General features: G+C 71.9%; 24 protein-coding genes and 1 tRNA gene. 11 read left to right on the top strand and 14 right to left on the bottom strand.

What is annotated here, in order from left to right; translation table 11 throughout:
* Window positions 1-260: 260 nt before the first annotated feature.
* Window positions 261-746 carry an ATP-binding protein gene (locus AB0G47_RS25780; RefSeq protein WP_360774294.1) on the top strand — a complete coding sequence of 162 codons (486 nt, stop codon included), beginning with the start codon at window positions 261-263 and terminating at the stop codon, window positions 744-746.
* A gap of 92 nt (window positions 747-838) precedes the next feature.
* Here the strand turns inward: AB0G47_RS25780 and AB0G47_RS25775 are convergent, their stop codons facing one another.
* From AB0G47_RS25775 to rpmG, 5 genes are all read right to left on the bottom strand, one after another.
* Window positions 839-1,078: a DUF397 domain-containing protein gene (locus AB0G47_RS25775; protein WP_360774291.1), complete on the bottom strand. Its 240-nt coding sequence runs from the start codon at window positions 1,076-1,078 to the stop codon at window positions 839-841.
* A 341-nt stretch (window positions 1,079-1,419) separates the two neighbouring features.
* Entirely contained in the window at window positions 1,420-1,659 is a 240-nt protein-coding gene (rpsR, locus tag AB0G47_RS25770; protein WP_266863810.1) for a 30S ribosomal protein S18, read from the bottom strand.
* Entirely contained in the window at window positions 1,660-2,796 is a 1,137-nt protein-coding gene (locus AB0G47_RS25765; protein WP_360774288.1) for a GTP-binding protein, read from the bottom strand.
* Window positions 2,793-3,059 (bottom strand): type B 50S ribosomal protein L31, encoded by a 267-nt coding sequence (locus AB0G47_RS25760; protein ID WP_360774285.1) that lies wholly within the window; start codon window positions 3,057-3,059, stop codon window positions 2,793-2,795. The genes AB0G47_RS25765 and AB0G47_RS25760 overlap by 4 nt, the downstream gene beginning before the upstream one ends.
* 5 nt (window positions 3,060-3,064) lie before the next feature.
* A complete protein-coding gene (gene rpmG, locus AB0G47_RS25755) occupies window positions 3,065-3,229 on the bottom strand; it encodes a 50S ribosomal protein L33 (protein WP_003999141.1) in 165 nt (54 codons plus the stop codon).
* 83 nt (window positions 3,230-3,312) lie between these two features.
* Between rpmG and rpmB the strand changes: the two genes are divergently transcribed.
* The 3 genes from rpmB (at window position 3,313) to AB0G47_RS25740 (ending at window position 4,422) form a co-directional block, all read left to right on the top strand.
* Complete coding sequence (gene rpmB, locus AB0G47_RS25750) at window positions 3,313-3,549, top strand: 50S ribosomal protein L28 (RefSeq protein ID WP_135330562.1); 237 nt, start codon at window positions 3,313-3,315, stop codon at window positions 3,547-3,549.
* Window positions 3,549-3,854: a 30S ribosomal protein S14 gene (gene rpsN / locus AB0G47_RS25745; protein WP_360774281.1), complete on the top strand. Its 306-nt coding sequence runs from the start codon at window positions 3,549-3,551 to the stop codon at window positions 3,852-3,854. The genes rpmB and rpsN overlap by 1 nt, the downstream gene beginning before the upstream one ends.
* A gap of 76 nt (window positions 3,855-3,930) precedes the next feature.
* Window positions 3,931-4,422 (top strand): hypothetical protein, encoded by a 492-nt coding sequence (locus tag AB0G47_RS25740; protein ID WP_360774278.1) that lies wholly within the window; start codon window positions 3,931-3,933, stop codon window positions 4,420-4,422.
* A 122-nt stretch (window positions 4,423-4,544) separates the two neighbouring features.
* Here the strand turns inward: AB0G47_RS25740 and AB0G47_RS25735 are convergent, their stop codons facing one another.
* Both AB0G47_RS25735 and AB0G47_RS25730 read right to left on the bottom strand, forming a co-directional pair.
* Complete coding sequence (locus AB0G47_RS25735) at window positions 4,545-6,740, bottom strand: FUSC family protein (RefSeq protein ID WP_360774276.1); 2,196 nt, start codon at window positions 6,738-6,740, stop codon at window positions 4,545-4,547.
* Window positions 6,741-7,482: 742 nt separating this feature from the next.
* The gene (locus AB0G47_RS25730) at window positions 7,483-8,655 is read right to left on the bottom strand and encodes a DUF2786 domain-containing protein (protein WP_360774273.1); all 1,173 of its coding nucleotides are present in this window, start codon (window positions 8,653-8,655) and stop codon (window positions 7,483-7,485) included.
* 83 nt (window positions 8,656-8,738) lie between these two features.
* Here AB0G47_RS25730 and AB0G47_RS25725 point away from each other — a divergent pair, with 83 nt between their 5' ends.
* Window positions 8,739-9,515 carry an ABC transporter ATP-binding protein gene (locus AB0G47_RS25725; protein ID WP_360774270.1) on the top strand — a complete coding sequence of 259 codons (777 nt, stop codon included), beginning with the start codon at window positions 8,739-8,741 and terminating at the stop codon, window positions 9,513-9,515.
* Window positions 9,512-11,668 carry an ABC transporter permease gene (locus AB0G47_RS25720; RefSeq protein WP_360774267.1) on the top strand — a complete coding sequence of 719 codons (2,157 nt, stop codon included), beginning with the start codon at window positions 9,512-9,514 and terminating at the stop codon, window positions 11,666-11,668. The genes AB0G47_RS25725 and AB0G47_RS25720 overlap by 4 nt, the downstream gene beginning before the upstream one ends.
* Before the next feature lie 525 nt (window positions 11,669-12,193).
* On the opposite strand, the gene AB0G47_RS25715 is transcribed toward AB0G47_RS25720, so the two are convergent.
* Window positions 12,194-13,033 (bottom strand): nitrilase-related carbon-nitrogen hydrolase, encoded by an 840-nt coding sequence (locus AB0G47_RS25715; protein WP_360774264.1) that lies wholly within the window; start codon window positions 13,031-13,033, stop codon window positions 12,194-12,196.
* A gap of 239 nt (window positions 13,034-13,272) precedes the next feature.
* On the opposite strand from AB0G47_RS25715, the gene AB0G47_RS25710 reads away from it, so the two are divergent.
* Window positions 13,273-14,988 carry a bifunctional 3'-5' exonuclease/DNA polymerase gene (locus tag AB0G47_RS25710; RefSeq protein ID WP_360774262.1) on the top strand — a complete coding sequence of 572 codons (1,716 nt, stop codon included), beginning with the start codon at window positions 13,273-13,275 and terminating at the stop codon, window positions 14,986-14,988.
* A 57-nt stretch (window positions 14,989-15,045) separates the two neighbouring features.
* On the opposite strand, the gene AB0G47_RS25705 is transcribed toward AB0G47_RS25710, so the two are convergent.
* The 3 genes from AB0G47_RS25705 to AB0G47_RS25695 form a co-directional block, all read right to left on the bottom strand.
* Window positions 15,046-18,084, bottom strand: coding sequence for a BTAD domain-containing putative transcriptional regulator (locus AB0G47_RS25705; protein ID WP_360774259.1), 3,039 nt, complete (start codon window positions 18,082-18,084; stop codon window positions 15,046-15,048).
* A 485-nt stretch (window positions 18,085-18,569) separates the two neighbouring features.
* A complete protein-coding gene (locus AB0G47_RS25700) occupies window positions 18,570-18,923 on the bottom strand; it encodes a hypothetical protein (protein ID WP_360774534.1) in 354 nt (117 codons plus the stop codon).
* 152 nt (window positions 18,924-19,075) lie between these two features.
* Window positions 19,076-20,515 (bottom strand): PLP-dependent aminotransferase family protein, encoded by a 1,440-nt coding sequence (locus AB0G47_RS25695; protein WP_360774256.1) that lies wholly within the window; start codon window positions 20,513-20,515, stop codon window positions 19,076-19,078.
* A gap of 187 nt (window positions 20,516-20,702) precedes the next feature.
* Here AB0G47_RS25695 and AB0G47_RS25690 point away from each other — a divergent pair, with 187 nt between their 5' ends.
* Both AB0G47_RS25690 and AB0G47_RS25685 read left to right on the top strand, forming a co-directional pair.
* Complete coding sequence (locus tag AB0G47_RS25690; protein WP_360774254.1) at window positions 20,703-21,548, top strand: alpha/beta fold hydrolase; 846 nt, start codon at window positions 20,703-20,705, stop codon at window positions 21,546-21,548.
* Window positions 21,549-21,624: 76 nt separating this feature from the next.
* Window positions 21,625-22,119, top strand: a complete 495-nt coding sequence (locus AB0G47_RS25685; RefSeq protein WP_360774251.1) for a hypothetical protein — start codon at window positions 21,625-21,627, stop codon at window positions 22,117-22,119.
* Window positions 22,120-22,125: 6 nt separating this feature from the next.
* On the opposite strand, the gene AB0G47_RS25680 is transcribed toward AB0G47_RS25685, so the two are convergent.
* Complete coding sequence (locus tag AB0G47_RS25680; protein WP_360774248.1) at window positions 22,126-22,791, bottom strand: DUF1326 domain-containing protein; 666 nt, start codon at window positions 22,789-22,791, stop codon at window positions 22,126-22,128.
* A gap of 169 nt (window positions 22,792-22,960) precedes the next feature.
* Here AB0G47_RS25680 and AB0G47_RS25675 point away from each other — a divergent pair, with 169 nt between their 5' ends.
* Entirely contained in the window at window positions 22,961-23,734 is a 774-nt protein-coding gene (locus AB0G47_RS25675; protein WP_360774245.1) for a DUF2182 domain-containing protein, read from the top strand.
* 7 nt (window positions 23,735-23,741) lie between these two features.
* Here the strand turns inward: AB0G47_RS25675 and AB0G47_RS25670 are convergent, their stop codons facing one another.
* Entirely contained in the window at window positions 23,742-24,335 is a 594-nt protein-coding gene (locus AB0G47_RS25670) for a TetR/AcrR family transcriptional regulator (protein ID WP_360774242.1), read from the bottom strand.
* An 89-nt stretch (window positions 24,336-24,424) separates the two neighbouring features.
* On the opposite strand from AB0G47_RS25670, the gene AB0G47_RS25665 reads away from it, so the two are divergent.
* Window positions 24,425-25,003 carry a hypothetical protein gene (locus tag AB0G47_RS25665; protein ID WP_360774239.1) on the top strand — a complete coding sequence of 193 codons (579 nt, stop codon included), beginning with the start codon at window positions 24,425-24,427 and terminating at the stop codon, window positions 25,001-25,003.
* A gap of 63 nt (window positions 25,004-25,066) precedes the next feature.
* Here AB0G47_RS25665 and AB0G47_RS25660 read toward each other — a convergent pair.
* Window positions 25,067-25,140, bottom strand: a tRNA-Thr gene (locus AB0G47_RS25660).
* Window positions 25,141-25,225: the final 85 nt, after the last annotated feature.

Here is a 25,225-nt window from a genome sequence, read left to right as displayed (position 1 = left end):
AGCCAGCAGTCTGCCATTAAACGCTTCAGGCCGTACTCGTTCGGTTACAGAAACGGAAAGCCTTCGGAAGTCCTCCACAAGAAGTCGTAGGAAGAAATAGGCAAGAAGTGGCACGGGAACGGCCAAGTCCGGCGCGTGCACGTGCATCTGCCCTTGCATCTGCTGTACGCATTCGGAACCATGGTCCGCGCGCCACCTCTGTACCACCGACCGCGCCACCGCTCCATCGCTATGTACCGCGAAACCGGGGAGTGCCTCGCATGGGGACGAATGGATCGACCATGCTCGAGCCGTTACGGCAGGGGCTTCCCCCACTCGACCCTTCTGCGGTCTCCAGCGCGGCATCCTGCTCCCTGCCCGCCCGCTACGAAGCGGTGGGCAGCGCACGGCAGTTCACGCGCAAGACGCTGAATCAGTGGGAACTGGAAGAGCGCTTCGACGACATAGCTCTCGTCGTCTCCGAACTCGTCACCAACGCCCTCAGACACGCGCTGCCATCCGACACCCCGCGCGACCAGAACCCGCCGGTGCGGCTGCACTTGATGCGCTGGACCTCGCGCCTGGTGTGCGCGGTGCGCGATCCCAGCGACGACAGTCCGGTGGCGCGCGAGACGGACGACGACTTCTCCGCCGAGTCGGGCCGCGGCCTGTTCCTGGTGGACTCCTTCAGCGACAGCTGGGGCTGGCACCCGCTCGCGGGCACCCTGCGCGGCAAGGTGGTCTGGGCACTGTTCCAGCTGTCGTAGGCGGGCCGGTCCAGCTGCCGTAAGCGGGCCGGTCCAGCTGTCACAGGCGGGCCGGCCGCCGCCATGGGCGGCCGCACCCGCTTTTCAGCGGGCTAACCACCTATCAGGTGGTCGAACTCCCCGTCCTTCATCCCGAGCAGCATCGCCTCTATCTCCGCCCGCGTATAGACGAGCGCCGGGCCGTCGGGGAAGCGCGAGTTGCGCACGGCGACGTCGCCACCGGGCAGTTTCGCGAACTCCACGCAGGATCCCTGCGAGTTGCTGTGCCTGCTCTTCTGCCAGACCACCCCGTGAAGCTCCGTGGCCGCCATGCCGTTAAACACGTGGTGCACAGGTCGCTCCCCGGTGGTGCAGTGCCTGATGTGGCTCTAGATGCAGTGGTCAACTGTCCCGGATCATAGCTGTGTTCACATGCCGATGCATGGGCAGATGCACGTGCACGCGGGGTGTTCCCTTGGTTACAGCTCTGTCAGCACCTGCCCAGGCCCCCGCACGACATGCGAACGCCGGCCCCCGCTAGAGAGACGCATACCGCGCCCTTCGTGTTCCACCATGCGCGTCATGGTCCAGGCCATCGGCCGATCGTGGTCATGAATACGACGAAAGGCGGGCATCCGCCTACGGGTCACACGTAGGGGGATGCCCGCCTTCGGAGGGCCGGGAGGGGCGCGGTTCAGCGAGGAGAGCCGTACGGCAGCAGCGCCATCTCCCGGGCGTTCTTGATCGCCCGCGCGAGCAGCCGCTGCTGCTGGGCGCTGACACGGGTGACCCGCCGGGAGCGGATCTTGCCGCGGTCCGAGATGAACTTCCGGAGCAGATCCGTGTCCTTGTAGTCGATGTACGTGATCTTCGCCTGGTCGAGGGGATTGGGACGCGGCTTCTGGACGCGCGGGTTCGGCTTGCGGGGGGACATTCAGACCTCCAGGAGGGTGTCGAAGGCGGGGGGCAGGTGTTTCCAGGCGTCGCGCCCTGCGGCGTACTCCTCGTCGGTCAACAGGCAGGACTCCAGGACCTCTTCGAGCCCCTCGCGGTCCAGGCCCGGCGAGATGAAGACCAGGTGCTGGCAGCAGTCGCCGTGCTCCGGATGCCAGTCGAGCGCGGCCGCCGCGCGCCGCACCGGCGGCACCATCTCCCACGCCGCGTCCGGCAGCGAGGCCAGCCACGGCCCCGCGCTCTCCACGCACAGCGCGCCGCCGGCCGCGTCCCAGCCGAGCAGCGTGTCCGGATGGTCGGCCAGCCAGAACCGGCCGCGGCTGCGCGCCGCCGCGCAGGTCAGATCCTCCAGGGCCTGGTAGAGCCGCTCCGGGTGGAAGGGCCGGTCCCGGTGCCATACGAGCGTTGCGACCCCGTGCTCGTCGGCGTCGGTCGGCAGCAGTGCGCAGGACGGGTGCTGCGCCGCGGCGGCCGCCTCGACGTCGAAACCGGCGAGCGCGGCGCCCGCCAGGTCCCCATGACCGCTGATCGGGACCTGGCGGGCTGTCGGGTGGAGCTGGGCGAGGAGCGCGTGGTCCTCGTCATCGGCCTCGGGAGAGTCCGCGATGGCCAGGACAGGTGCGTACTCGAGCTGGCGGGCCCAGGTGTCGGCGACCGTCCGCTGGTCCGACGCGGCGGCCGCGAGCCCGGCCTCCAGGAGGTCGTCGCCGTTGCCGAGGTAGGGCAGCAGCAGGGCCGGGTCGACTGCCGTGATCACACCGCTCAGCCGCAGGCCCTCGTGCGCCGTGATCACCTCGGCCATCGCCTTGGGCTCGACGGAGTCCCACAGCTCGACGACAGCGAGCCGGGTGAGGCCCGAGTCCGCGAGCCGTTCGAGCTCCGGCACCAGGTCCTCGCGCAGCGCGCAGCACGCACAGTCGTTGACCAGCGGCGCCTCGCCGGTGGAGAGCACGCCGGTGGCGTCGCGCACCGTGCGTACGACCGTGCCGTGCACGGCCGTCTCCAGGTCGTGGTGGAGCGCGACGCTGCCCGGAACGGTGGTGAGGAGCCGGTCGACGGCCTGTTTGCGGGCGTCGGAGTGCAGGCCTCCGACGATCGCGATGTCCATGGAGCTCATCGGCCGCGCTCACCGGGGCGCCGCGCGCCGAAACGGCGTTCGAACCGCTCCACGCGGCCCGCAGTGTCCAGGACCTTGGCCGTGCCCGTGTAGAAGGGGTGGCTCGCGGACGAGACCTCGACGTCGACGACGGGGTACGTGCGGCCGTCCTCCCACTCGATGGTCTTCTCGCTCGTCGCGGTGGACCGGGTGAGGAAGGCGAAGCCGGCGGACTTGTCGCGGAAGACGACCGGGCCGTACGGCGGGTGGATGTCCTTGCGCATGGCGGTCAGCGCTCCTCTCGGAAATCGACGTGGCGCCCGACGACGGGGTCGTACTTGCGCAGGGTCATGCGGTCGGGGTCGTTGCGGCGGTTCTTGCGGGTCACGTACGTGTACCCGGTGCCGGCCGTGGACCGGAGCTTGATGACGGGGCGGAGTTCGTTGCGAGCCATGGCGCTAGTGTATGAAAATGAATGCCGTTTTCAAAACGGTTCCACCGGGGATCCCCTCCCCACGACCCGAGAGGTGCGTCACCATGTCCGCCCACTGCCAGCTGACCGGCGCGAAGCCGGGCTTCGGCAACCAGATCTCCCATTCGCACCGGCGCACGTCGCGCCGGTTCGACGTCAACGTCCAGAGCAAGCGCTACTGGCTGCCGAGCGAGGGCCGTCATGTGCGGCTGCGGCTCAGCGCCAAGGGCATCAAGACCGTCGACGCCATCGGCGTCGAGGCCGCCGTCGCCCGGATCCGTGCCCGTGGGGTGAGGGTCTGATGGCGAAGAAGAGCAAGATCGCGAAGAACGAGAAGCGCCGCGAGATCGTCGCCCGGTACGCCGCGCGCCGCGCCGAGCTGAAGGAGATCATCCGCAGGCCCGGCACCGGCGATGCCGAACGTGCCGCCGCCCAGGCGGAGTTGGCGCGTCAGCCGCGGGACGCGAGCGCCACACGCGTGCGCAATCGGGACAGCGTCGACGGGCGTCCGCGTGGATACGTGGGGAAGTTCGGGCTTTCGCGGGTGAAGTTGCGTGATCAAGCGCACGCCGGATTCCTCCCCGGGGTGCGCAAGTCGTCCTGGTAGCTTGGCGCGCGTTCATCGACCGAGTCGGCCGATCGGCCCGTTGCATCGGCCAGTCGCTAGGGGGAATTCAGTGCGCATGCGTGTCCGGAACGTACGTATCGGTGCCGCGGCGGCGGGTCTTGTCGCCGCCCTTGTCCTGACCGGTTGCAGCAGTGACGGTGACGACGGCGGGAGCAAGGGCAAGGACAAGGGCTCGGCGGGTTCGTCCGCCGGGGCCGGTGGGTCCGACACGCCGGAGGAGGGCTCCGGCGGCTCCGGCGCCAAGGACGGGAGCGTCGAGGGCAGTTGGGTCACCACCGCCGACGGGAGCCCGCTCGCGATGGTGATCGCCGACAAGAAGGCGACGCTGCTCGGTGAGGACGTGCTGTGCAGCGGCACGGCGAGCGCCGACACCATCGAGCTCAAGTGCGCCAAGGGCGACTCGGGCCGCACCAAGGGCACGGTCGAGTCGGTCAACGGCACGTCGATGTCGGTCGCGTGGGAGGGCTCCGGAACGGACCAGTTCACGAAGACCGAGGGCGGGAAGCTGCCGGAGGGGCTGCCGACGGCGGGGCTTCCGCAGTCCTGATTTCCGGTGCTTGTGGGTTCTCCGGTGCTTCTGGGTTCTCAGGTACTTGTGGATTCTCCGGTGCTTCTCGGTTCTCCGGTGCTTGTGGATTCTCCGGTGCATCCTGATTTTTCGTACGGTCGTCAGCGGGCGGCAGGGCCTTCGGGGTCCTGCCGCCCGTTGGTCTTTTCCTGTGCGTCGGAGCCGTCCACCAGCATCGGGGCCGGGCTCGTGTCCAGGGCGTCGGAGACCTCCTCCAGGGTGGTGAGGAGGAGGCCCGCGCCTCTGCGCACGACCCGGTCGGGCACGCCTTCGCCGTCCCACTCCTCCAGGGCGGTGCGGACCGCATCCCACTTCGGTACGCGGCGTTCGCGCACCGCCTTCGCGCCCTGCTCGGTCGACTTGCGCAGGGCCTTGGCCAGGCGGGCCGCCGCGGGGACGGGGGTCGCGCCGCGCTCGGGCAGATGGGCCTCCATCAGCATGGCCACGCGGCCGAGTTGGGCCAGGGCATCCTCCGCGTCGGTGGCCGCGGCTCGGGAGAGGCCCCGGTGGCGTACCGGCTCGATCTTGGCGCGGTCGGACGCCTCGTGCCAGGCGACGCGGGCGTCGCGGGCGGCGAGCAGCGCCTCGCGGACGTCGGGGCAGGACTTGCCCGCGGGGTCGGCGTAGTGGCCGACGACCGCAGCGGCGTAACGGCCGTCCGCGATCAGCCAGTCGGCGAGGCGGGTGCGCAGGCGCGGCGTCTCCCAGGCCGGGTACACGGCGTACGCGATCATCGCGAGGACGCCGCCGAGCAGGGTCAGGATGACGCGCTCCGGCACCGTCTGCGTCCACTGTTCGCCGCCCATGCCGAGCAGGAACACGACGTACGCGGCGACGCAGGCCTGGGCCGCCATCTGGCCCGTACGCATCAGCAGGTACATCATTCCGGCGCAGAGCACGGCGAGGATCGCGGAGAGTCCGGTGTCGGGGTGCGCCACCTGGACCAGGCCGGTGGCCAGGGCGACGCCGACGAGGGTGCCGCCGAAGCGGGCCACGGCGCGTGAGTACGTCTGTGAGAAGTCGGGCCGCATCACCATGACGGAGGCCATGGGGGCCCAGTAGCCGTGGCCGAAGGGGAGCCAGGTGCCCAGGAGATAGCCGGCGGCGGCCACCGCGGTGACGCGGATCGCGTGGCGGGTGACGGGGGATTCGTGGCGGAGGTCGGCCCGCATGGCGCGCAGGGCCGCGGGGATCAGGGCGGGGAGGGTGGGGCGGAGGAGGGGAGTGTGGGGTGGGGTGTGGGGTGTGGTGTGGGGTGGTTGCTGTTCGGGGGGCGCGCGGGTGCCCTCCGGGTCGGTGCGGGGGCCTTCGGGGGGCTTGCCCGCCGTTTCCACCACGTCGTGCAGCAGGGCCGCCAGGCGGGTGGCCGCTCTGCCGGCCGGGCCCGTGAGGATCGCTTCGGCGTCCGGGGTCTTGAGGGTGGCCAGGGCCGCGGGCGGGATGCGCACCGGTTCGCCGTGCCGGATCGCCCGCGCGGCGGCGTCGAGCACCGCTGCCGCCGCGCCGAGGAGTTCGCGTACGCGGTCCCGCTCTGGGCCTTCTTCCGGTACGCCGACGGCCGGGTCGGCCAGAGAGGCGAGCACGGGGCGGATGCGTTCGGCGACGCCGCGGGCGCCGTGGAGTTCGGCGGGGCGGGTGCGGGCCTGGCGCGGGGTGATGGTCGCCGCGGCGCGGGCCGCCATCAGGGGCTCCGGGTCGAAGTCGGCCAGCGGGTCGTGGCGCAGCCTGCGGGCGTAGTCGGCCTCCGCCGCGAGGGCGTCCGCTAGCGCGTCGCGCTGGGCGCCCCATCTGCGTACCGGGAAGAGGATCACCAGCGCGGCCTGGACCGCGCCGCCCACCACCATCATCGCGGCGTGGCCCGCCGCGGCGGCCACGGACGTGGGCAGGGTGACCGTCACCAGCATGATCGCGACGTTGGACGAGGCGATGAGGCCGATGGTGGGGCCCGCGGCCCAGCTGAGGCCCGCCAGGAAGGTCCACAGGGCGAGGAGGGCGAGGAAGAGGAAGGTGTGGGAGCCGGTGAGGTAGCCGAGGAAGGTGGAGACGGCGAGGCTGCTGCCGGAGGCGATGGCGAGTTCCGGGCGGGGGCGCCAGCTGCGCTGGAAGGTGGCGATGGCTGCCTGGTACGCGCCGAAGGCTGAGCTGGCGGCTACGGCCGGGCCGAAGAGGGTGAGGCTGAGCCCGATGACTACGGCGAGGCCGGCTGCGCCGCGGAGCGCGATGAGGGGTTCGAGCCGCTTCCGCTCGACGCTGAGGCCCGAGCGGGCGGTCAATTTCAGCGCTCGGAGCCAGGTCACTCTGTGATGATACGGGGCATATCGGGCGGGGGGTTTGCGGTGGGGGTGTCGTGGGGGCTGGGGGTCGGCGGGGGCGCTCGGGGGGGGCGTCTGCGGTGCGGTTCGTCTTGGGGGCTCGGGGGTCGCCAGCGGTGCGGTGCGTCTTGGCGGCTCGGGGGTCGCCTGCGGTGCGGTGCGTCCTGGGGGCTCGGGGGTCGTCCGCGGTGTGGTTCGTCCTGGGGGCTCGGGGGTCGCCTGCGGTGCGGTGCGTCCTGGGGCGGGGCCGCGCCGGTATGTCCGTACTCGCCATCTCGGTCTGGGCGTTTTGCTGCTGCGGCTGGGGAGTGCTGCTTGCCGTGCTCCGTGCGGACATACCGACACGTCCCCTCGCGTCCGCTGCGCGGTGCCGGTGCGTGGGGGCCGATGTCCGTCCCCTCGCGTCTCGTCGCGCGGTGCGGGTGCGTGGGGGTCTTGGTCCGGCCCCTCGCGTACGCGATCAGGTGCGGGTCCCCCCCCGCCTGCCCACCCTGGTCTCTCTCCTTGCCCGCTCTCAAGCTCAAACTGACTGCCGCCCCAGCCTGCTGCCGGGCAATCGGGCGGGTGGGTGGGAAGGGCTTGTTCGTGCAGGCGAGGCTGCGGGGGATGACGCCCCAGACGCAGACCGGGGTTAAGGGAGGCTGCGGGGCAATCGGGCGGGTGGGTGGGAAGGGCTTGTTCGTGCAGGCGAGGCTGCGGGGGATGACGCCCCAGAGGCAGACCGGGGTTAGGGGAGGCTGCGGGCCGGCGGGGGCAGGTGGGCCCGGTCGGCGGCTGTTGTGCCGGAGTGCCAGCCCTCCGCGTCGGTTGCGCCGCGGACCCGGGTGGTTGTCGTCTCGGGGAACATTCGCTCGGCGGTATCCGTGACGGCCACGTCTCGTGCCGCGAGGACCGGGAGGAGTTCGCCGGCCTCCGGGGACTCGTCCGCGACGTGCTCGGCAGTGGCGGCCAGGCGCGCGCCCAGGCGGTTCGCGTACGCCAGCAGGAATGCCTGCCGGAATGTTTTGGTGCGCTTTCGGCCGCCTGCCCGTTGGCCGGCCTCCGCCTTCGTCATCGCCGTGGTTCCTTGCAGGAGGAGCGATGTGTGGAGGAGTTCCACTACTTCGAGGTCCGGCTCGAAGCCGACGACCGTGGAGAAGCCGTACGCCTCGTTCCAGACCGCCCGGCAGTGGTTCGCCGTGGCCACCGCGTCAAGGAGGATCGCCTTCGCCGTCTCGTACGGCGCGTCCACACCGATGCGGCAGGCGCCGGGAGTGTTCTTGGCGTGGGTGCGGGACGCGAGCAGGGCCTCGTCGATGGTGTGCCTGGCCATCAGTTCCTGCGCCTTGGCCGTGAGCGCCTCCGCCTCCTCGGGGAAATCCGTCCCCTCAGCCTTGGCCAGCAGCGCGCGGATACGGGTGAGGATGCGGGGTTCCTCGTGGCCGGGGGGCGGCGGGGTGTGCAGAGGGGTGCCGGGGGCCGGGCCCACCGGCTCGATCGGGGGGAGGCGGAGGAGGATGCGGTAGAGGGTCAGGGTCGTGGTGGCAATGGAGAAGCGGTCCGTGGGGCGGCGGTGCGATGCCGGGTCGGCTTCCGGGGCCAGCTCGGCGAGTTGCGCTCTCCAGCGGGGCGGGAGGGTGTCTCCGTAGCGGCGGGTCTCGCCCGTGATCAGCTCGGCGGCCAGGCGGGACTGATCGGGGTCGCTGTCGGTCTGTGCGCGTCGCACCATGCGGACGACGTCCGCCGGCTGCCAGCCACGCTCCCACGCCCGCCGTACCAGTTCCTCGCCCCTGCGGCGCAGCTCCGCGTCGGCCTCGGGGGCGGCCGCCAGGAGGGAGGCGCCGGTGTCGAGGCCCGCGTCGCCGTCCGCGTACAGCGCTGCCGCGAACGCCTTGTCGATCACCTCGGTCACCGGATCCATACGCCAAGGGTATGGCTGGCCCTACCCTCACAACGCCCCCCAGTGGTCGTGCCCGGGCCGCCTCCCGGCGGTTGGCTTGGGGCATGACATCAACTGCCGTACGCCTTACGGCGGTCCGCCGCCTCTATCGCGATGTGACCGCGCTCGACGGGGTCGACCTCCAGCTGGCGAACGGGACCTTCACCGCGATCATGGGGCCCTCCGGGTCCGGCAAGTCGACGCTGCTGCAGTGCGCCGCCGGGCTCGACCGGCCGACGTCCGGGGCCGTCGAGGTGGGCGGCACCGAGCTGACCGGGCTGAGCGAGCGGCGCCTGACGCTGTTGCGGCGGGATCGCATCGGCTTCGTCTTCCAGTCCTTCAATCTGCTTCCCTCGCTGACCGCCGCGCAGAACGTGGCCCTTCCGCTGCGGCTCGCGGGGCGCAGGCCTTCGCGTACGGAGATCCTCGACGCGCTCGCCCGTGTCGGGCTCGCCGAGCGCGCCCGGCATCGGCCCGGCGAGTTGTCCGGCGGTCAGCAGCAGCGGGTCGCGCTTGCGCGTGCGCTGGTCACCCGGCCCGCCGTGCTGTTCGGGGACGAGCCGACCGGTGCGCTCGACACGACGACCAGTCGTGAAGTGCTTGTGCTGTTGCGGGGGTTGGTGGACGGGAAAGGGCAGACGGTCGTGATGGTGACCCATGATCCGGTCGCCGCTTCGTACGCGGACCGGGTCGTGTTCCTGGTGGACGGGCGCGTCGCGGATGAGGCGTTCGCTCCGGGGGTGGGGGAGGTGGCTCGGCGGATGGCTGGGCTTGAGGCCCGCGGTGGGGACAGCTTTGGGGTCGAGGGTGGCTCTCGGGCCGGGGCGGTGGCTGGGTCATGATGGTTTTTGCCTTTTTGCGTGCCCGGTGGGTCAGTCTTCTCGGGGCCTTTGTCGCCGTCGCGCTCGGCGTCTCGCTCGTCGCCGCCATGGGGCTCGGGCTCGCGTCCACGCTCAGCGCGCCCGAGCGTGAACCCGTGCGGTTCGCGGGATCGCCCGTGGTCGTCATGGGGCAGGACCTGCTGACCGTGCCGGTCGAGCGAGGCCCGGACATCGGGTACGTATCCAAGCCGCTCGCTCATCCACACCCTGTGGATATCGAACTTCTGCGCGAGCTGCGTCGGCTCGGCCCGGTGCGGACGGACGGGTCGAAGCGGGACGCCGTGGGTGTGGACGCGGCGGCCTCGGATGTGCGGGAGGTGGTCGGGAAGCGGGCCCGTGTTCTCACCGGGGGTGAGCGGCGGCTCGCCGATCCCGGGACGGCTCGGGACGCCGAGGCGCTCGTCGCCGTGAACTCCTTTCTGGGAACGGCCGGCGGGGTGTCCGCGTTCGTTTCCGTCTTCGTCACCGCGTCCACGTTCGCCTTCGTGGTGGCGCTGCGGCGGCGGGAGTTGGGGCTGCTGCGGATGGCCGGGGCCACGCCGGGGCAGGTGCGCAGGACGCTCCTCGGGGAGGCTCTCGCCGTGGGTGTCATGGCCTCCGGAGTGGGTTGTGCGCTGGGGAGTTGGGGTGCGCCGGTGCTCGCCGAGCGGCTGGTGGGGGCGGAGATCGCTCCCGAGTGGTTCGAGCTGGGCGACGCCGTGTGGCCGTACCATCTCGCCTTCTGGGTGGGCGTGTTGGTGGCCTTCTCGGGGGCATGGATCGCCTCCCGGCGGGCCGGGCGCGTGGGGCCCGTCGACGCGTTGCGCGATGCCTCGGTGGACAGCGGGGTCATGCCGTGGAGCCGGCGGATCGTGGGGGCGGCGCTGCTGGCCGCGGGGCTAGGGATGCTGGGCTGGACGCTGTGGAGCGATCCGGCCGCGCTGATGAAGCGGAAGACGTACACCACGCAGCCGATGATCCTCATCACGGCGCTGGCCGCGCTGACTCCCCTTCTCGTACGACCCGTCGTCCGCGCCGTCCCGCTGCCCGGCGCCGTCGGCCTGCTCGTCCGGGAGAACTCCGCCGCGTCGGTGCGCAGGACCGCGGCCGTCGCCGCGCCGGTGCTCGTCACCGTGGCGCTCGCCGGGTCGCTGCTCGGCTCTGCGGAGACGGCGGGGGCGGCGCGGGCCGCGGAGGCGCGGGAGCGTACCGGGGCCGATTTTGTCGTAACTGGCGATGAGTTGAAGCCTGTTGGGCGGGTGGACGGGGCTGTGGTTGCCGCCTCGTCGTCCACCGCGGTGTACGTGCGGGAGGAGGGCAGCGCGCTCATCCGGTCGGATGCGCGGGCGGTCGAGGATCCCGCGGCGTTCGCCTCGGTGTCCCGGCTGCCGGTGGTGGACGGGGACGTGCACGATCTCGACGACCGGTCGATCGTCGTCAACGAGGAGTGGGAGCGGCGGCGGGTCGGGGAGTGGGTCGATGTCTGGCTGGGGGACGGGCGGGCTGCTCGGTTGCGGATCGTGGCGGTGCTTGAGCGGGGGACGGGGGACAACGGGGCTTACGTCACTTCGGCCAATGCGGGGGCCGGAGCGGGGGTCGATCGGGTGGATGTGGGGCTGCGGGCCGGCTCGGGGGTTGGCCGGGGGGAGGTTGGCGCCGTGCTTCGGGATCGGGTCGAGGGCGTGGACGGGGGCGGGGGCGGGGGTGTGGTGCGGTCCGGTGAGCAGTGGCTCGCCGATACGTATCCGGTCACCAAGGCCCAGACGCGGCTCGGGCTGCTGACGCTGCTCGGTATCGCCCTGGTCTACACGGCGATCTCCCTCGCGGGCACGCTGCTGATGGCCACGTCCGTGCGGGGGCCGGAGCTGCGGGCGCTGCGGATGGCGGGGGCCACGGGGCGGCAGGTGCGGATGGTCGTCGCCGGGGAGACGCTGTTGGCCGTGGCGGTGGGAACGGTACTCGGCGTGGCCGTGACGCTGGTCAATCTGGGCGGCTTGAGCGCGGGTCTTGCGCGGTTGTCGGTGCCGGCGGGGGTGGTGGTGCCGTGGGGGGCGGTGGGCGTGTGCGTGGTTGGTTGCGCGGTGGTGGGTGTGGGGGTGGTGCAGGTGTGTGGCCTGGGGCGGCGTGAGGGGTGAGGGTTGTCTTGGGGGCGGGGCGGTGGTGTCTGCGGTGCTGGCCGGTGTGGGGGTGGGGGTGGTGGTCGGGGGTGCCGTTTGCGGGGCGGTTCGTCTTGGGCGCTCGGGGGTCGTCTGCGGTGCGGTCCGTTTGGGGGCGGGGCCGCGGCTCGGGTGCCGTCTGCGGGGCGGTCCGGCTGTGGGGCGGGGCCGCGCCGGTATGTCCGTACTCGCCATCTCGGTCTGAGCGTCTTGCTGCTGCGGCTTGGGAGACATGGGCAACGTGCTCCGTGCGGACATACCGACACGTCCCCTCGCGAGCGTTGCGCGCCAACGGTGCGTGGGGGCCGATGCCCGTGCCTTTGCGTACGTCGCCTACTGCGGGTGAGCGGTGTGTTTCCGCCACCTCCCCCACCCACCCCGGCGAGTCACTTCGCTGCCGTGCTGCTGCCGCCCGTTGCTGTGGGCAGGCGTTCCGCAGGGCGGAACGGGTGGGCACAGCCCTAGCTGCCGGGGACCGATGAAGCCAGGCGGAGGGGCAAGGGATCAGCTGTCGCCGCCCTCGTCGATCAGGCGGCGTACCTCCCGGTCGATCAGGCCGAGCCGCGCCTCCGCCACCAGCGGCACCGCCCGCCGGTGACGGCGGGACTCATGGACGTCGATGTCGACCGTCACCAGCGCCGGCTCCCACTTCGGCGCCTGCGCCACCACCGAGCCCCGCGGGTCCACCACCCGCGAACCACCCCAGAACGACGCCCCGTTCTCGTTCCCCACCCGGTTCACGAAGACCACCCAGCACTGCAGCATGCGCGCCGTATAGGAGAGGAGCGTGTCCCAGTACAGGCCCGTGTCCATCGCCTCGGGGTCGAGGCTGGCCGCGCTGTTCGTGGGGACGATGATCACCTCCGCCCCGTCCTGCACCGCGAGCCACGGCAGCACCGGCTGCCACGCGTCATTGCAGACGAGCGTCGCGGCGCGCCCGTGGCCACCGGGCAGGTCGTACGCGCGCAGGTGCTGGCCGGGGCTCACATGCTTGCGCTCCTCCCACGCCAGGTAGTTGGGGAGGTACAACTTCCGGTGGGTGTGGAGGAGTTGGCCGCTCGCGTAGTACACGGACGTGTTGTACGCCCGCAGGCTGGTGTGTTCGTGGATGCCGAGCATGACGTCGGGGCCGAGCGTCGACAGTTCAAGGAGGCGGGGGTCCTTCGCGTCCAGGGACGTGTCGCGGTGCAGTCCGCCCAAGTGGTAGCCGTGCAGGCTCAGCTCCGGGAAGACGACGAGATCCGCGCCCTGCGCCGCAGCCTGGCCGATCTGGTCCCGCGCCACCGCGAGGTTCTCGTCCACCTCGCCGAGGACACAGTCGGTCTGCGCAAGGGCCACTCTCATGGCTCCGAGCCTCGCAGCGCCGGACGCCCCCCGCATGTCGGGGACGCCCGGCCGTGACGCGGGGCAATCGGGACGCGGGGCAATCGGGCGGGTGGGGGGAAAGGCCTGTTCGGCAAGCCCGCAGCCGCCGGGCAATCGGGCGGGTGGGCGGGAGAGGCCTGTTCGGCCACGCCCCCGCCGCAGGGGGCGACCGCCAAGGCCCCCGGCCAGTGTCAGTGGCGGCTGGCACACTCGGCGGTGTGATCGAAAGGTGGGCCATCGCAGCCACCGAGACCGGCGGCGCCACCCTCGCCCCGCTCGGGGACGACGGCCTGCCCGCGGGCCCCGTCCAGGAGGAGCCCGACCTCGCCGGGGCCGTCCGCGACCGCCCCCACGTGACCCGCTGGGTCTGGCGCTCCACCGCCGAGATCTACCCCCGCCTGCTGGCCGCCGGCACCCGGGCCGACCGTTGCTACGACATCGAGGACGCCGAGCAGCTCCTGCTCGGTCACGAAGGCCGCCTCGGCGAGCCCCGCTCGGCAGCCGCCGCCTGGGCCCGGCTGCGCAACGCCCCCGTGCCCGCCGACCCGCCCCCCAGAGCCGCAGAGCCCGGCGCCCAGGACTCCCTCTTCGACCACTCCCCGGTGACCGCCCTCCCCTTCGAGGCCCTCCTCGAGGTGTACGCGGAACAGCAGCGAAGACACGGGGCCACCGAGCACCCCGGCCGGATGCGGCTGCTCACCGCGGCCGAGTCGGCGGGCATGCTCGTGGCCGCCGAGATGAACGTCGCGGGCCTGCCCTGGCGCGCCGACGTCCACCACGCCCTGCTCACCGAACTCCTCGGCGAGCGGTACGCGGGCGGCGGGCGGAACGCGGGAGCCACCGAGCCGCGCCGCCTTGCCGAGCTCGCCGACGAGGTCTCCGCCGCCTTCGGCCGCCGCGTACGCCCCGATCTGCCCGCCGACGTCATCAAGGCCTTCGCCCAGGCCGGCATCAAGGTCAAGTCCACCCGGCGCTGGGAGCTCGAGGAGATCGAGCACCCCGCCGTGAAGCCCCTCATCCAGTACAAGAAGCTGTACCGCATCTGGGTCGCGCACGGCTGGAGCTGGCTGCAGGACTGGGTGCGCGACGGCCGCTTCCGGCCCGAGTACACACCGGGCGGCACCGTCACCGGCCGCTGGACCACGAACGGCGGCGGCGCCCTGCAGATCCCCAAGGTCATCCGGCGCGCGGTCGTCGCCGACCCCGGCTGGCGGCTCGTCGTCGCCGACGCCGACCAGATGGAGCCGCGGGTCCTCGCCGCGATCTCGCGCGACCGGGGCCTGATGGAGGTCGCGGGCAGCGACGAGGACCTCTACACCCGTCTCTCCGACCGCGCGTTCGCCGGCGACCGCGACCACGCCAAGATCGCCCTCCTCGGCGCCGTCTACGGCCAGACCTCCGGCGACGGCCTGAAGAACCTGGCGGCGCTGCGCCGCAGATTCCCCGCCGCCGTCGCGTACGTCGACGAGGCGGCGAAGGCGGGCGAGGAGGGCAGGCTCGTACGGACCTGGCTGGGCCGGACCAGCCCCCCTGCGGCCGGCGCGGGCGACTTCGACGAGGCGGGCATCCCGCAGGGCGACGTCCCCGAACAGCCCACCCAGGAAGACGAGTTCACCCCCGGCTACGCCTCGACGAACTCCCGCGCCCGCGGCCGCTTCACCCGCAACTTCGTCGTCCAGGGCAGCGCGGCCGACTGGGCGCTCCTGATGCTGGCCGCGCTGCGCCAGGCCATCACCGCTTCCGGACTCCGCGCCGAGCTGGTCTTCTTCCAGCACGACGAGGTGATCGTGCACTGCCCCGAGCAGGAGGCCGCCGCGGTCGTCACGGCGATCCGGGAGGCCGGGGAGCTCGCGGGCCGCATCGCTTTCGGCGAGACACCGGTGCGGTTTCCGTTCACCACGGCCGTGGTGGAGTGCTACGCCGATGCGAAGTAGGTCCCGCACAGGCAAGGCAGCCAAGTCCCCGAAAGGTAGGGCCAAGTCCCATACGCATCAGCCCTGTTGAGGCATCGCCGAGCCTTGCAAGCCCTCCGCAAGCAGGCCCTTCAACTCGCCCACCACCTCGCTGCTGTCCGTGCCGTCGAGCGCCGCGAGCGCCGCCTCCCATTGCGCGTACGCCTCTTCGACGTGCCCATCGGCGTACAGCAGAAGTCCGCGCTGATGGCGGGCGAGCCCCGCCCGGTGGTCGTCGGCCCGTGCCTCCGCGCGGTCCAGGAGGTCGTCGCACTCGCGCGCCGCGTCGCACGTGCGGGACAGCTCGCGCAGGGCCCGCACCATTCCGAGGCGCACCCGGGACTCGTTGTGCCAGTCCTCGGCCTCGTCATGGATGCGCAGGCTCTCCTCGAAGTGCGTGAGCGCAGTGGCCGGTTCGCCCAGGGCCAGATAGGAGTAGCCGATGTCGCAGTGCGCCTCCTGCCGGACACCGTCATGGCCCTCCGCCTCGCCGATTTCCAGGCTGCGCCGGTGGCAGTCGATCGCCGCGCGCGCGTCGGTGTGCTCGTAGATGTTGCCGAGGTTGCTGAGGGCGAACGCCTCGCTCAGCGGGTCGTCCAGGCTCTTGGCCAGCTCCATGCTCTGCCGCAGCGCGTCCGCCGCCTCCTCGTAGCGGCCGAGCGCTTCGAGCAGCAGGCCGCGGTTGATGACGCCCCGGTGGACGCACGAGACATGGCCGAGCTCCCGCCACAGGACCAGCGCCTCGTCGATCCGCTCAAGCGCCGCGCCGCTGCGCCCCGACACGTAGTTGAGGCCCGCGAGGTCGGTGAGGGCCTGCGCCTCGCCGTCGCGGTCGCCGCTGCGCCGGGCCGCGGTCACCGCGAGCCGGGTCAGGAGGTCGGCCTCGGCGAGCCTGCCACGGCGTTTGAGGTACGAGAAGATGCAGCGGACCAGGACGGGGAGGAGGGCGGACGAGCGGCCGTAGCGGTCGGCGACCGCTATGACGTTCGCGAGCTCCGTGTCGCCCCAGGCGAAGGCCTGGTCGGTGGACATCGCCGGCACGGCACCGGCCGCCGCACCTTCTGAGCCATCCCCGAATCCCTTCGAGCCACCCCCGATTCCCTTCGCGCGCCCGGCGGACAGCCGCTCCGCCACGCCCCGCATCCGGTCGTCGCGGTCCAGGCCCTCCGGCATGATCGCAAGGAGGCTCTGCAGCGCCGACTCCGCGTACCAGTGCAGCGCCGACTCCGCCACCTCCTCGGCGGTGACCCCGCACCGGTTCTGGCGCGCCGCCTCCCTCGCGAAGTCGCGTACGAGGTCGTGCGGGGCGTACCGGCCGTACGCCGTCTCGTCGAGCAGCGCGACGTCGACGAGACGGTCGAGAGCGGCCTCGGCGCGCCGTTCCGCCACCCCCAACAGCCGGGCGAGGAGCGGCACTCCGTACGTCGGCAGGTCGAGCGCGCCGATCCGGGCGAGGGCCACCGCGGCGTCCTGATCGGCCTCGCGCTCCGAACCGCACAGCGCGTCCAGGGCGACGGCGAGCGAGCGGCGCACGCTCAGGTCGTCGTGTTCGAGGTGGTGCAGGCGTCCGTCGCTCGCGGTGAGGAGCTCGGCGAGCGCGTCCGGGGTGAGCGCGCGGCGGGCGGCGAGCCGGGCCGCGACGATGCGCAGGGCCAGCGGGAGTCGTCCGGCGAGTTCGACCAGGGGGTGCCCGGCCTCAAGACCCGCGCGCCCGGAGACGGCGCGCAGCAGCGCGGCGCTGTCCCGGCCGGAGAGCGGCTCCAGCGGGAAGCGGCCCGCGCCGTCGAGCGCGGCGAGCGGAGAGCGGCTGGTGACGATGACCGCGCAGCCGGACCCGGCGGGAAGCAGCGGCCGCACCTGCGCGGCGGTCGCCGCGTCGTCCAGGACCATCAGGGTGCGGGTGGGCGCGAGCAGCGAGCGGAGCAACGCCGATGCCGCGTCCGGGTGTTGAGGGCTGCGCTGCGGCTCCACGCCCAGGTCGCGAAGGAGCGCGGCGAGCGCCTGGTCCGGGGTGAGGGGCGTCATACCGGGCGTCGCACCGTGCAGGTTGACGTAGAGCTGCCCGTCCGGGAACCGCTCGCGCAGCCCGTGCGCCACATGCAGGGCGAGCGCGCTCTTGCCGACACCGGCCATGCCGGAGACGACGGCGACGGGGGACGTGCCCTCTTCGTCGCCGCCTCCCGCGAGCAGTCGCGAGAGGGCGTACGTCACATCGGTACGACCCGTGAAGTGCGGTGGGGAAGGCGGGAGTTGAGCGGGGGCGGGTGCCGTGACGGCCGGGGCGTCGGTCTCGGCGGGTTCGGACTCGGCGTCCTCCGGCGCGGTGGATCCCATCGGCTCCTGGAGGACCACCCGGTGTGCCTCGCGCACCGCGGCGCCCGGCTCGACGCCGAGCTCCTCGACCAGCCTGCGCCGCAGCTCCCGGTGCACGGCGAGCGCCTCCGCCTGCCGCCCGGCGCGGTGCAGGACCAGCATCAGCTGCCGGTGGAAGGCCTCCCGCAAGGGGTACTCGGCGACCAGCTCGGCAAGCTCGGGCACGAGCCCGCCACCACTGCCGAGGCCGATCTCCGCGTCGTAGCGCAGTTCGAGGGCGAGGAGCCGCGCCTCTTCGAGCCGGGGCACGAGCGCGTGGCCCGCGGCGTCCGGGGGCAGGCCGTCCAGCGGGGTGCCGCGCCACAGGGCGAGCGCGTCGGCCGCGGCGTCGGCGCAGGCGTCCCAGTCGCGCTCCGCGTGCGCCGCCCGGGCCCGCGAGACCAGCTGCTCGAATACGCGTACGTCGAGCTCGCCCTCGCCAACGCGCAGCCGGTAGCCCGGGGGCACCGCCCGCAGCCGGTCCGGGTCGTCGAGCAGCCGGCGCAGGCGCGTGACGTGGTTCTGCAGCGACGCGTGCGCGGAAGCGGGTGGGTGGCCGCCCCACAGTGCGTCCTTGAGGGCGTCCACGGAGACGACTCTGCCCGGTTCGAGGAGGAGTGCGGCAAGGAGTGCGCGCCCCTTGGCGCTCTGGACGGGCTGCGGCTCACCGTCCGCGTCGTACACGGCGGGTGCGCCAAGGAGCCCGAACCGCAACTCACTCCGCATGCCCACGCCATCTCCCGCCAACCGTTGGCCTCATGTTAGCGATCGGTTGGCGGGCCCTGATGGAATCCATGCATCGGAACCGGCCACGGCGGTGCTCGCGCGGATCGCGCAGCTCGGGGGAGTGACGCCGCCGCGGTCGGGTCCGATCACTTTCTGCGGGGAGCGGTCAACTCCCTTATTTTCCCGGCCACTTGAGGCCCTCTTGCTTCCGTGTTGCATCTAGTGATCTCGATGAGCCCGCCGCCGTCGAGCACGAGCCACAGCCGCCCGACGCCCGCGAGGGGCCGACCCCGCCTCGGATACCGGCACCATTCGCTCACCGATCGATCACCATTCGCTCACGCGTCGGGGCTTCGTCAGTCTGCGCCGGCGACCGGCCCAACACGTAACCGGCGGTACGGGGCGCCGCCCGCTGCACGGTACATCTATCCGTTGCGCGGGGCGAGGGCGGGGCGTCGGATGCGGGGCGCGGACGCCGGGCCCGGCTACCCGCCGTACGGAACGACCACCACCTGGAATTCGTCCTCGTACACGACCTTCCCCGGATCCGACGACCGGAGCATCCGGCACTCGACGCCGTGCGCGTCGAGGATCTCCAGATAGCCCGGCACCCGCTCGATGAGGTGCGTGGCGGTCGACTTGAACCAGGCCACGGCTCCCGGGGTGAACTCGGGGTCGTACACCGTCGGGTCGACCTTCGAGGGGGTCGGGTACGCGGCGTCGTACCAGTCGTTGTTGGCCCGCCGGAAGCGCTCCTGCTCCGGCGTCAGCTTCCCCTCCCGGGCAAGACCGTTGACCAGCACGAACACTCCGGGAAAGTGCCCGCGCTCATGCCGCACCGGCGACTGGAACCGTACGAACTCCGCCGTGCCCTCCGGGCGCGCTGTCTCCGCTGCCCCCGCTGTCTCCGCTGTCCCCGCCGTCTCCGCCGTCTCCGCTGTCCCCGCTGTCCCCGCTGTCTCCGCCGTCCCCGCCGTCTCGTCATCGCACATCAGCGCATCCTCGCATCGACGCCCGCACCCGGCCCCGCCCTGCGAGCAAGTTCGGCCAGTACTCCCAACGCGTCCCCGAGCACGTCCACCGGCGGCGACGCGAGCCCGATCCTGACCGCGCCGGGCGCGGACCGCTCCCCGATCGCGAAGGCAGAGCCGGGCGTCACGGCGACACCCCGCTCGGCCGCGGCGGCGACGAAGGCCTCGGCCCGCCAGTGGGAGGGCAGCTCCCACCAGCAGAAATAGGAACGGGGGTCGACATGGACCCGCCCCGAGCGAGCCCCGGACCCCGCGACCGCGACGGCACCCGCGCCCGCACCGGGGCGCACACCCACCCCGAGCCGCTCCCGCACAACCCGGTGCCGCACCGCCGCGTCGACTCGCTTGGCGGCGACCACCGAGTCCACCGTCCCGTCGCCGCACCACCGCACCGCGGCCTCCAGGTTCACCCCGCCCGCCGTCCAGGCCCCGGAGCGCAGGGTCCGCGCGAGAACGTCCAGATGGGCGGGCGGCGCGGTCAGCATGCCCACGGTGAGTCCGGGGGCGAGCCGCTTGGAGAGGCTGTCGACGAGGACGGTGCGGTCCGGGGCATACGCGGCGAGCGGCGCGGGCGCGTCCTCGGCGAGGAAGGCCCATGTCGTGTCCTCGACCGCGTACAGATCCAACTCCGCCAACACACCCGCCAGTTCGGACCGTCGCTGCGGACCTGCGGTCAGGGACAGCGGATTGTGCAGCGTCGGCTGTACGTACACCGCGCTGAGCGGCGAAGCACCCCGGTGGACAGCGGCCAGCGCGTCCGGCCGCATCCCCTCCTCGTCCACGGCGACCGGCACCAGACTCACCCCGAGCCGCTCGGCAATGGCCTTGACCAGCGGATACGTCAGCTCCTCGACACCGAGACGGCCTCCAGGGCGTACGAGGGACGAGATCGCGGCGGCGATGGCCTGCCGCCCGTTGCCGGCGAAGAGGACATGGGCGGGGTCGGGCCGCCAGCCCGCACGGGCCAGCACATCGGCGGCGGCCGCCCGCGCCTGGGGAGTGCCGTCGGCGGCGGCCGGGCGGGCCGCCTCCAGGAGGACGTCCGGCCGCAGCAGCGGGGCGATGCCGCGGGCCATCAGCTCGGACTGCCCTTGTGTGACGGGGTAGTTGAGCTCCAGGTTCACCGGAGGCGCGTCCGCCCCTCGTGGCCGCTCGGCGAGCGAGGCGGACCCGCCGGGGTGCGGGGGCGCGGCCCTCACGAAGGTGCCACGCCCGACCTCGCCCACCGCGAGCCCCCGCCGCACGAGCTCGCCGTACACGCGGATGGCGGTGGAGTTGGCGATCCGCCGCTGCCGGGCGAAGGCCCGCTGCGTGGGCAACTGATCCCCCGGCCGCAACAAGCCGCGCTCGATCTCCCCGGCCACTTCATCGGCAACGAGCCGATAGTCACTACGCGCCACCGCACATACCCCCAAGAAATCCAGCAGCCGCCGACACAGAGACCCCCAGGTGAACCCCCGGGCAATCGCGCACCCCGCGCACCCCGCGCACCCCGCGCACCTCGCGCACCCCGCGCACCCCACGCACATTGCACCGAGAGCAAAGACCCTATTGCACCGCCGAGTTGCCCCCGCCTAGCCTCCCCCCATGGCAACCGCGCACCTCAACGGCATCACCATCGGCTACGACGACGAAGGCCCCGGCGGTGCAAGCCCCAGCAGTGACCGCCCCGGCGGCAAAAGCCCAGCCGCCGAAGGGCCGCCCCCACCCCTGCTCCTCATCCACGGCCACCCTTTCGACCGCACGATGTGGACCCCCCAGCGCACCGCCTTCTCCGCGACCCACCGCGTCATCACCCCAGACCTGCGCGGCTACGGCGAGACGGACGTCGTCCCCGGCACCACCCCCTTCGCCACCTTCGCCGCCGACATCCTCGCCCTGCTCGACCACCTCGGCGTGACCCGCTGCGCACTCGGCGGTCTCTCCATGGGCGGCCAGATCGCGATGGAGTGCCTCCGCCTGTTCCCCGAGCGGATCAGCGGCCTGCTCCTTGCCGACACCTTCCCGGCCGCCGAGACGGACGAGGGCAAGGCCTGGCGCAACGCCATGGCCAACCGGCTCCTCGCCGAGGGCATGAAGCCGTACGCCGATGAAGTACTGGACAAGATGGCGGCCCCGTACAACCCGCGGGCCGCGGCCCACGTGCACCGCATGATGCTGGCCGCGCCACCGGAGGGCGCGGCGGCGGCCCTGCGGGGCAGGGCCGAACGCCCGGACTACCGCGGCCTGTTGACCGGCGTCACGGTCCCCGCCCTGATCGTCGTCGGCCGTGACGACACGTACACACCGGTGTCCGACGCCGAGGCCATGCACGACGCGATCCCCGGAGCGGAACTGTGCGTGGTGGAGTCGGCGGCCCACCTGCCGAACCTGGAGCAGCCGGAGGTCTTCAACGCGGCGGTGCGCACATGGCTCACCCGCATCAACACCTGACCCCGCCCCCTCCTCCCCCACCCATACGGACTGCCCCGCCTCGCGCCCGCCGCCCGTCGCCCCGAAGGTGGGCGGCATGAAGCGCACCCGTACCGCCTCCGCGCCCCGTACCGCCACCGCGACCCGTGTCGCCGCCGCGGCCTGCACCGCCCTGCTCGCCCTCACGGTCACCGCCTGCTCGGACGAAGACGTCGACAAGGCCAAGGACACCGTCGCGTCGGCCACGGCCAAGGCGGGCGAGGCGGTCGCGTCCGCCACGGAAGCGGCGGCCTCCGAGCTGGAGAAGGTCAAGGACGGCGTCAACGCCAAGGGCGACGTGAAGGCCGCGGACACCACAAAGACCGACGGCGACCGGACCACCGCCGAGATCACCGCCACCAACGGCACGGACAAGAAGGCGGACTACACGATCTCCGTCGACTTCCGCGACAGCGACGGCAACCTCCTCGACACGGTCGTCCTGAGCATCAACGGCGTGGACCCCGGCGGCTCCAAGTCCGGCACGGCCCGCAGCAACCGAAGCCTGTCCGGCACCCCGAAGGCCGAGATCCGCAGGGCGCTGCGCCACTGAACGGGTTCAGTCCGGCCCCGCCCAGTCGAAGGTGATGTGCTTGCTGGACTGCCCCTGGCGGCTCCAGCTGAAGCCGAAGGCGTCGGCACGGTCGGCCGTCGAGCGGCCCCAGGTCGCGACCTGGCCCGGACCGGTCTCCGATCCCGGCAGGTTGGTCGACTGCACGCGCGCGCCCTCGGGCGTCGTCGGTCCGGTGAGCGCCGTCGCACCGGCCTCGACCCGGCCCGGAACGGTGGCCCGCCATTCGCCCAGGTCGTCGTCGACCTGAATGTCGATGGGGGCGAAGTCCATGCCGCGCATCTCGGCGCCGAACATGCTGATCATTTCGGCGGGCCAGCTGCCCGCCTGACCACTGAAGATCATCTGCAATGCCTCGCGCTGCGCGTCGTCGGCCCTCTCGTCGAAGAAGACACCCGCGTACGCGTCGGAGTGTTCGCCCCACACATTGCCGACGAACGAGCCGAGCATCAGTACGTTGAGGCCGTCCAGCGGAACATCGCCGTAGTGCCCCTCACGTACATGCCAGGCCAGGATTCCCTCGCAGTCTCCGTACGTCGGCGGCTCGGCGAACGAGCACGGGCACGGCACATTGCACTTGCAGGTGTCGAACCAGTCCCCGGACGCATGCCACGCCGGAACAGTCGGAGCTGCTGACTCTGCTGCCTCAGTCATATCCGCAGTCATATCCGCCGCCTCCTCGAGGCCCGCACCTCCATTGTCCTCCCTGCCCTCACTTTGCCGCGCGGCCCGCCGCTTTCTGTGCTGACCTGGAACTGTGTTCCATGACCGGGCAGCGCTCTCCGCGCCCCTGAGGCCGGGCAATCTCCTCCCGGCCCGGGAGATGACCATCGCCTGGTCCGTCATGGTGGTGCTCGCACTGCTCGCGTGGCTGCTCACGGCCGCCCAGGCCGGTGACATGGACATGGGTATGGAGCCGGGGACCATGGGCCTCGGGCTGCCCCTGTTCGTGCTGCTGTGGGTGACCATGATGGTCGCGATGATGTTCCCGTCCGTGGCACCGGTGGCCATCACCTGGGTCCGGGCCATCGGCCGTCAGTCCTCCGGCTTCGCCCGCACGGCACGGATCGCCCAGTTCGTGGCCGGGTACCTGATCGCCTGGACAGCGTTCGGTCTCTGTGTGTACGGGATTCTCACCCTGACCGGCGACCTGGTCGACGGCCACCCCGAAGCCGGGCGCTGGATCGGCGCCGGCGCCTTCCTGCTCGCCGGACTCCACCAGTTCAGCCCGCTGAAGAACATGTGCCTGCGCCACTGCCGAAGCCCCATCGGCCAACTCGTGCGCTACGCCGGCTACCGGCCGCGCGCCCGTGACCTGCGCGTCGGCGCCCATCACGGGCTCTACTGCGTCGGCTGCTGCTGGGGACTCATGATCGTCCTCATCCCCCTCGGCACGATGAACATCGCGGCGATGGCGGGCGTGGCGGTCATCATCTTCATCGAGAAACTATGGCGCCTCGGCCCGGTGTTCAGCACCGCGATCGGCGTGCTGTTCCTGGTCCTGGCCGCACTGGCCCCGTTCCAGAGCTGGCTGCTGCCGGGTCTTGAACACCACGGCCCATCGATGGAGCCGATGACGATGACGCTCAGGGGGTGAGCGACGCTCAGGGGCTGAGCGACCGCAGAATCCTCTCCGGCAGGACGCGCGCGGCCTCGTCGAGGTCGACATCGTCGATACCGGACAGCCAGCGGCGCGCGGTCGCGACGACCGGCCCCAGGACCAGCGCCTCGATCAAGGGCACGGCCAGCGGGGCGACCTCGCCCGACTCGATGTGCTGCCGCATCCACGCGGCCATCGGCGAGAGCCTGGCCTCCTGGGCATCGCGGAGCTGCCTGGCCTGCGCCATCCCGAGCCGGTCGGCGTAGGAGGAGTGCAGGAGCCGGGACGCGTCAGGGTGCTCCTGGATGAACGTCAGGTAGACCCGCACGAGGGCGCGGATGCCGGTCCGGGCGGTCCGGGAACGCTCCACGGCCGCGGCGAGCTCACCGAGCAGCCGGCCGATCCACCGCTGCAGCAGGGCGATCATGAGGCCGTCGATGCTGCCGAAGTGGTGATAGAGGCTGCCGAGGCTGACGCCGCTGGCCTTGGTGATGGCGCTGACGGTGACGCCCTGCTCGCCGGAGTCGGCGTACACCTGGAGCGCGGCGTCCAGGAGACGGTCGGCGGTTTCCTCGCCGCGTTGTTGCTTGGGGCTCATGGTGACACCCAGCGTAAGCCACAGAATTTCTAGAACCATTTTCTAGAAATCCACTCCACAAAATCCGTCCGCTGCCCCACACTGATCCGATGCCCGAACCCATACCCCCCACGCCCCGCCCGGCCGCCGCCCCCGGCTCCACCGCCCGAGGCTGCCTGGCCGTGCTCGGCGTCGTCGGCGCGGTACTCCTCGTCATCCTGCTTCTGAACCAGGGCGACGGCGATGACAGCACCGCCGCCCCCGACCCGACGACCAGCTACGGGACCTACGACCCGTCGACCAGCACGCCGACGTACTCCAACGATCCGTACGAGACCGACGATCCATACGACGGCGCGACCGACCCCACAGCCACTGCCACGGACCCCATGGACCCCACGAGCCCCCCGAGCGAGTCCCCGACCCCGTACGACTCAGGCACCTGCCTCAACGGCACACTGCCCAACTCCGAGACCGCGCAGGAGGTCAGCGACATCGACGAGGTGTCCTGCTCCGCGTCCGACGCCCACTACCGGGTGATCGAGAGCATCCCCATGACGTCGGACCTCGGCGCCTGCAACGACAACTCCCAGACGCAGTACGCCTTCTCCTCCCGCTACACCCTCAACGGAACGACGATCAACGAGTACGTGTACTGCCTGGTCGGCATCGGCTCGTACGCCCGCTGAGCAGAGGCCCAGGCAAAAGCAAAAGCCCCAGATCACGGCGAGTGAGTTCTGGGGCTTCCACAGAGCCGCCTTCGGGATTCGAACCCGAGACCTACGCATTACGAGTGCGTTGCTCTGGCCATCTGAGCTAAGGCGGCGCGCTGCCCGCACCTATGGTGCGATCAGCAACGTCGCCAAGTCTACACAGTTTCCGGGGGTGCTCCGTACACCCCCCGCGAGAGC

The sequence above is a fragment of the Streptomyces sp. NPDC021622 genome, from assembly GCF_040640795.1.
Classification (GTDB): Bacteria; Actinomycetota; Actinomycetes; order Streptomycetales; family Streptomycetaceae; genus Streptomyces.
The sequence above is the reverse complement of the archived record's forward strand: the minus strand, read 5'-3'. Positions and strand labels throughout refer to the sequence as shown.

Bases quoted from the DNA above. Each gene is read 5' to 3' on its own strand.
- AB0G47_RS25780 (WP_360774294.1), top strand. From the start codon at position 261: ATGGGGACGAATGGATCGACCATGCTCGAGCCGTTACGGCAGGGGCTT.
- rpsR (WP_266863810.1), bottom strand. From the start codon at position 1,659: ATGTCCCCCCGCAAGCCGAACCCGCGCGTCCAGAAGCCGCGTCCCAAT.
- AB0G47_RS25765 (WP_360774288.1), bottom strand. From the start codon at position 2,796: ATGAGCTCCATGGACATCGCGATCGTCGGAGGCCTGCACTCCGACGCC.
- AB0G47_RS25760 (WP_360774285.1), bottom strand. From the start codon at position 3,059: ATGCGCAAGGACATCCACCCGCCGTACGGCCCGGTCGTCTTCCGCGAC.
- rpmG (WP_003999141.1), bottom strand. From the start codon at position 3,229: ATGGCTCGCAACGAACTCCGCCCCGTCATCAAGCTCCGGTCCACGGCC.
- rpmB (WP_135330562.1), top strand. From the start codon at position 3,313: ATGTCCGCCCACTGCCAGCTGACCGGCGCGAAGCCGGGCTTCGGCAAC.
- rpsN (WP_360774281.1), top strand. From the start codon at position 3,549: ATGGCGAAGAAGAGCAAGATCGCGAAGAACGAGAAGCGCCGCGAGATC.
- AB0G47_RS25740 (WP_360774278.1), top strand. From the start codon at position 3,931: ATGCGTGTCCGGAACGTACGTATCGGTGCCGCGGCGGCGGGTCTTGTC.
- AB0G47_RS25730 (WP_360774273.1), bottom strand. From the start codon at position 8,655: ATGGATCCGGTGACCGAGGTGATCGACAAGGCGTTCGCGGCAGCGCTG.
- AB0G47_RS25725 (WP_360774270.1), top strand. From the start codon at position 8,739: ATGACATCAACTGCCGTACGCCTTACGGCGGTCCGCCGCCTCTATCGC.
- AB0G47_RS25720 (WP_360774267.1), top strand. From the start codon at position 9,512: ATGATGGTTTTTGCCTTTTTGCGTGCCCGGTGGGTCAGTCTTCTCGGG.
- AB0G47_RS25715 (WP_360774264.1), bottom strand. From the start codon at position 13,033: ATGAGAGTGGCCCTTGCGCAGACCGACTGTGTCCTCGGCGAGGTGGAC.
- AB0G47_RS25705 (WP_360774259.1), bottom strand. From the start codon at position 18,084: ATGCGGAGTGAGTTGCGGTTCGGGCTCCTTGGCGCACCCGCCGTGTAC.
- AB0G47_RS25690 (WP_360774254.1), top strand. From the start codon at position 20,703: ATGGCAACCGCGCACCTCAACGGCATCACCATCGGCTACGACGACGAA.
- AB0G47_RS25685 (WP_360774251.1), top strand. From the start codon at position 21,625: ATGAAGCGCACCCGTACCGCCTCCGCGCCCCGTACCGCCACCGCGACC.
- AB0G47_RS25680 (WP_360774248.1), bottom strand. From the start codon at position 22,791: ATGACTGAGGCAGCAGAGTCAGCAGCTCCGACTGTTCCGGCGTGGCAT.
- AB0G47_RS25675 (WP_360774245.1), top strand. From the start codon at position 22,961: ATGACCATCGCCTGGTCCGTCATGGTGGTGCTCGCACTGCTCGCGTGG.
- AB0G47_RS25670 (WP_360774242.1), bottom strand. From the start codon at position 24,335: ATGAGCCCCAAGCAACAACGCGGCGAGGAAACCGCCGACCGTCTCCTG.
- AB0G47_RS25665 (WP_360774239.1), top strand. From the start codon at position 24,425: ATGCCCGAACCCATACCCCCCACGCCCCGCCCGGCCGCCGCCCCCGGC.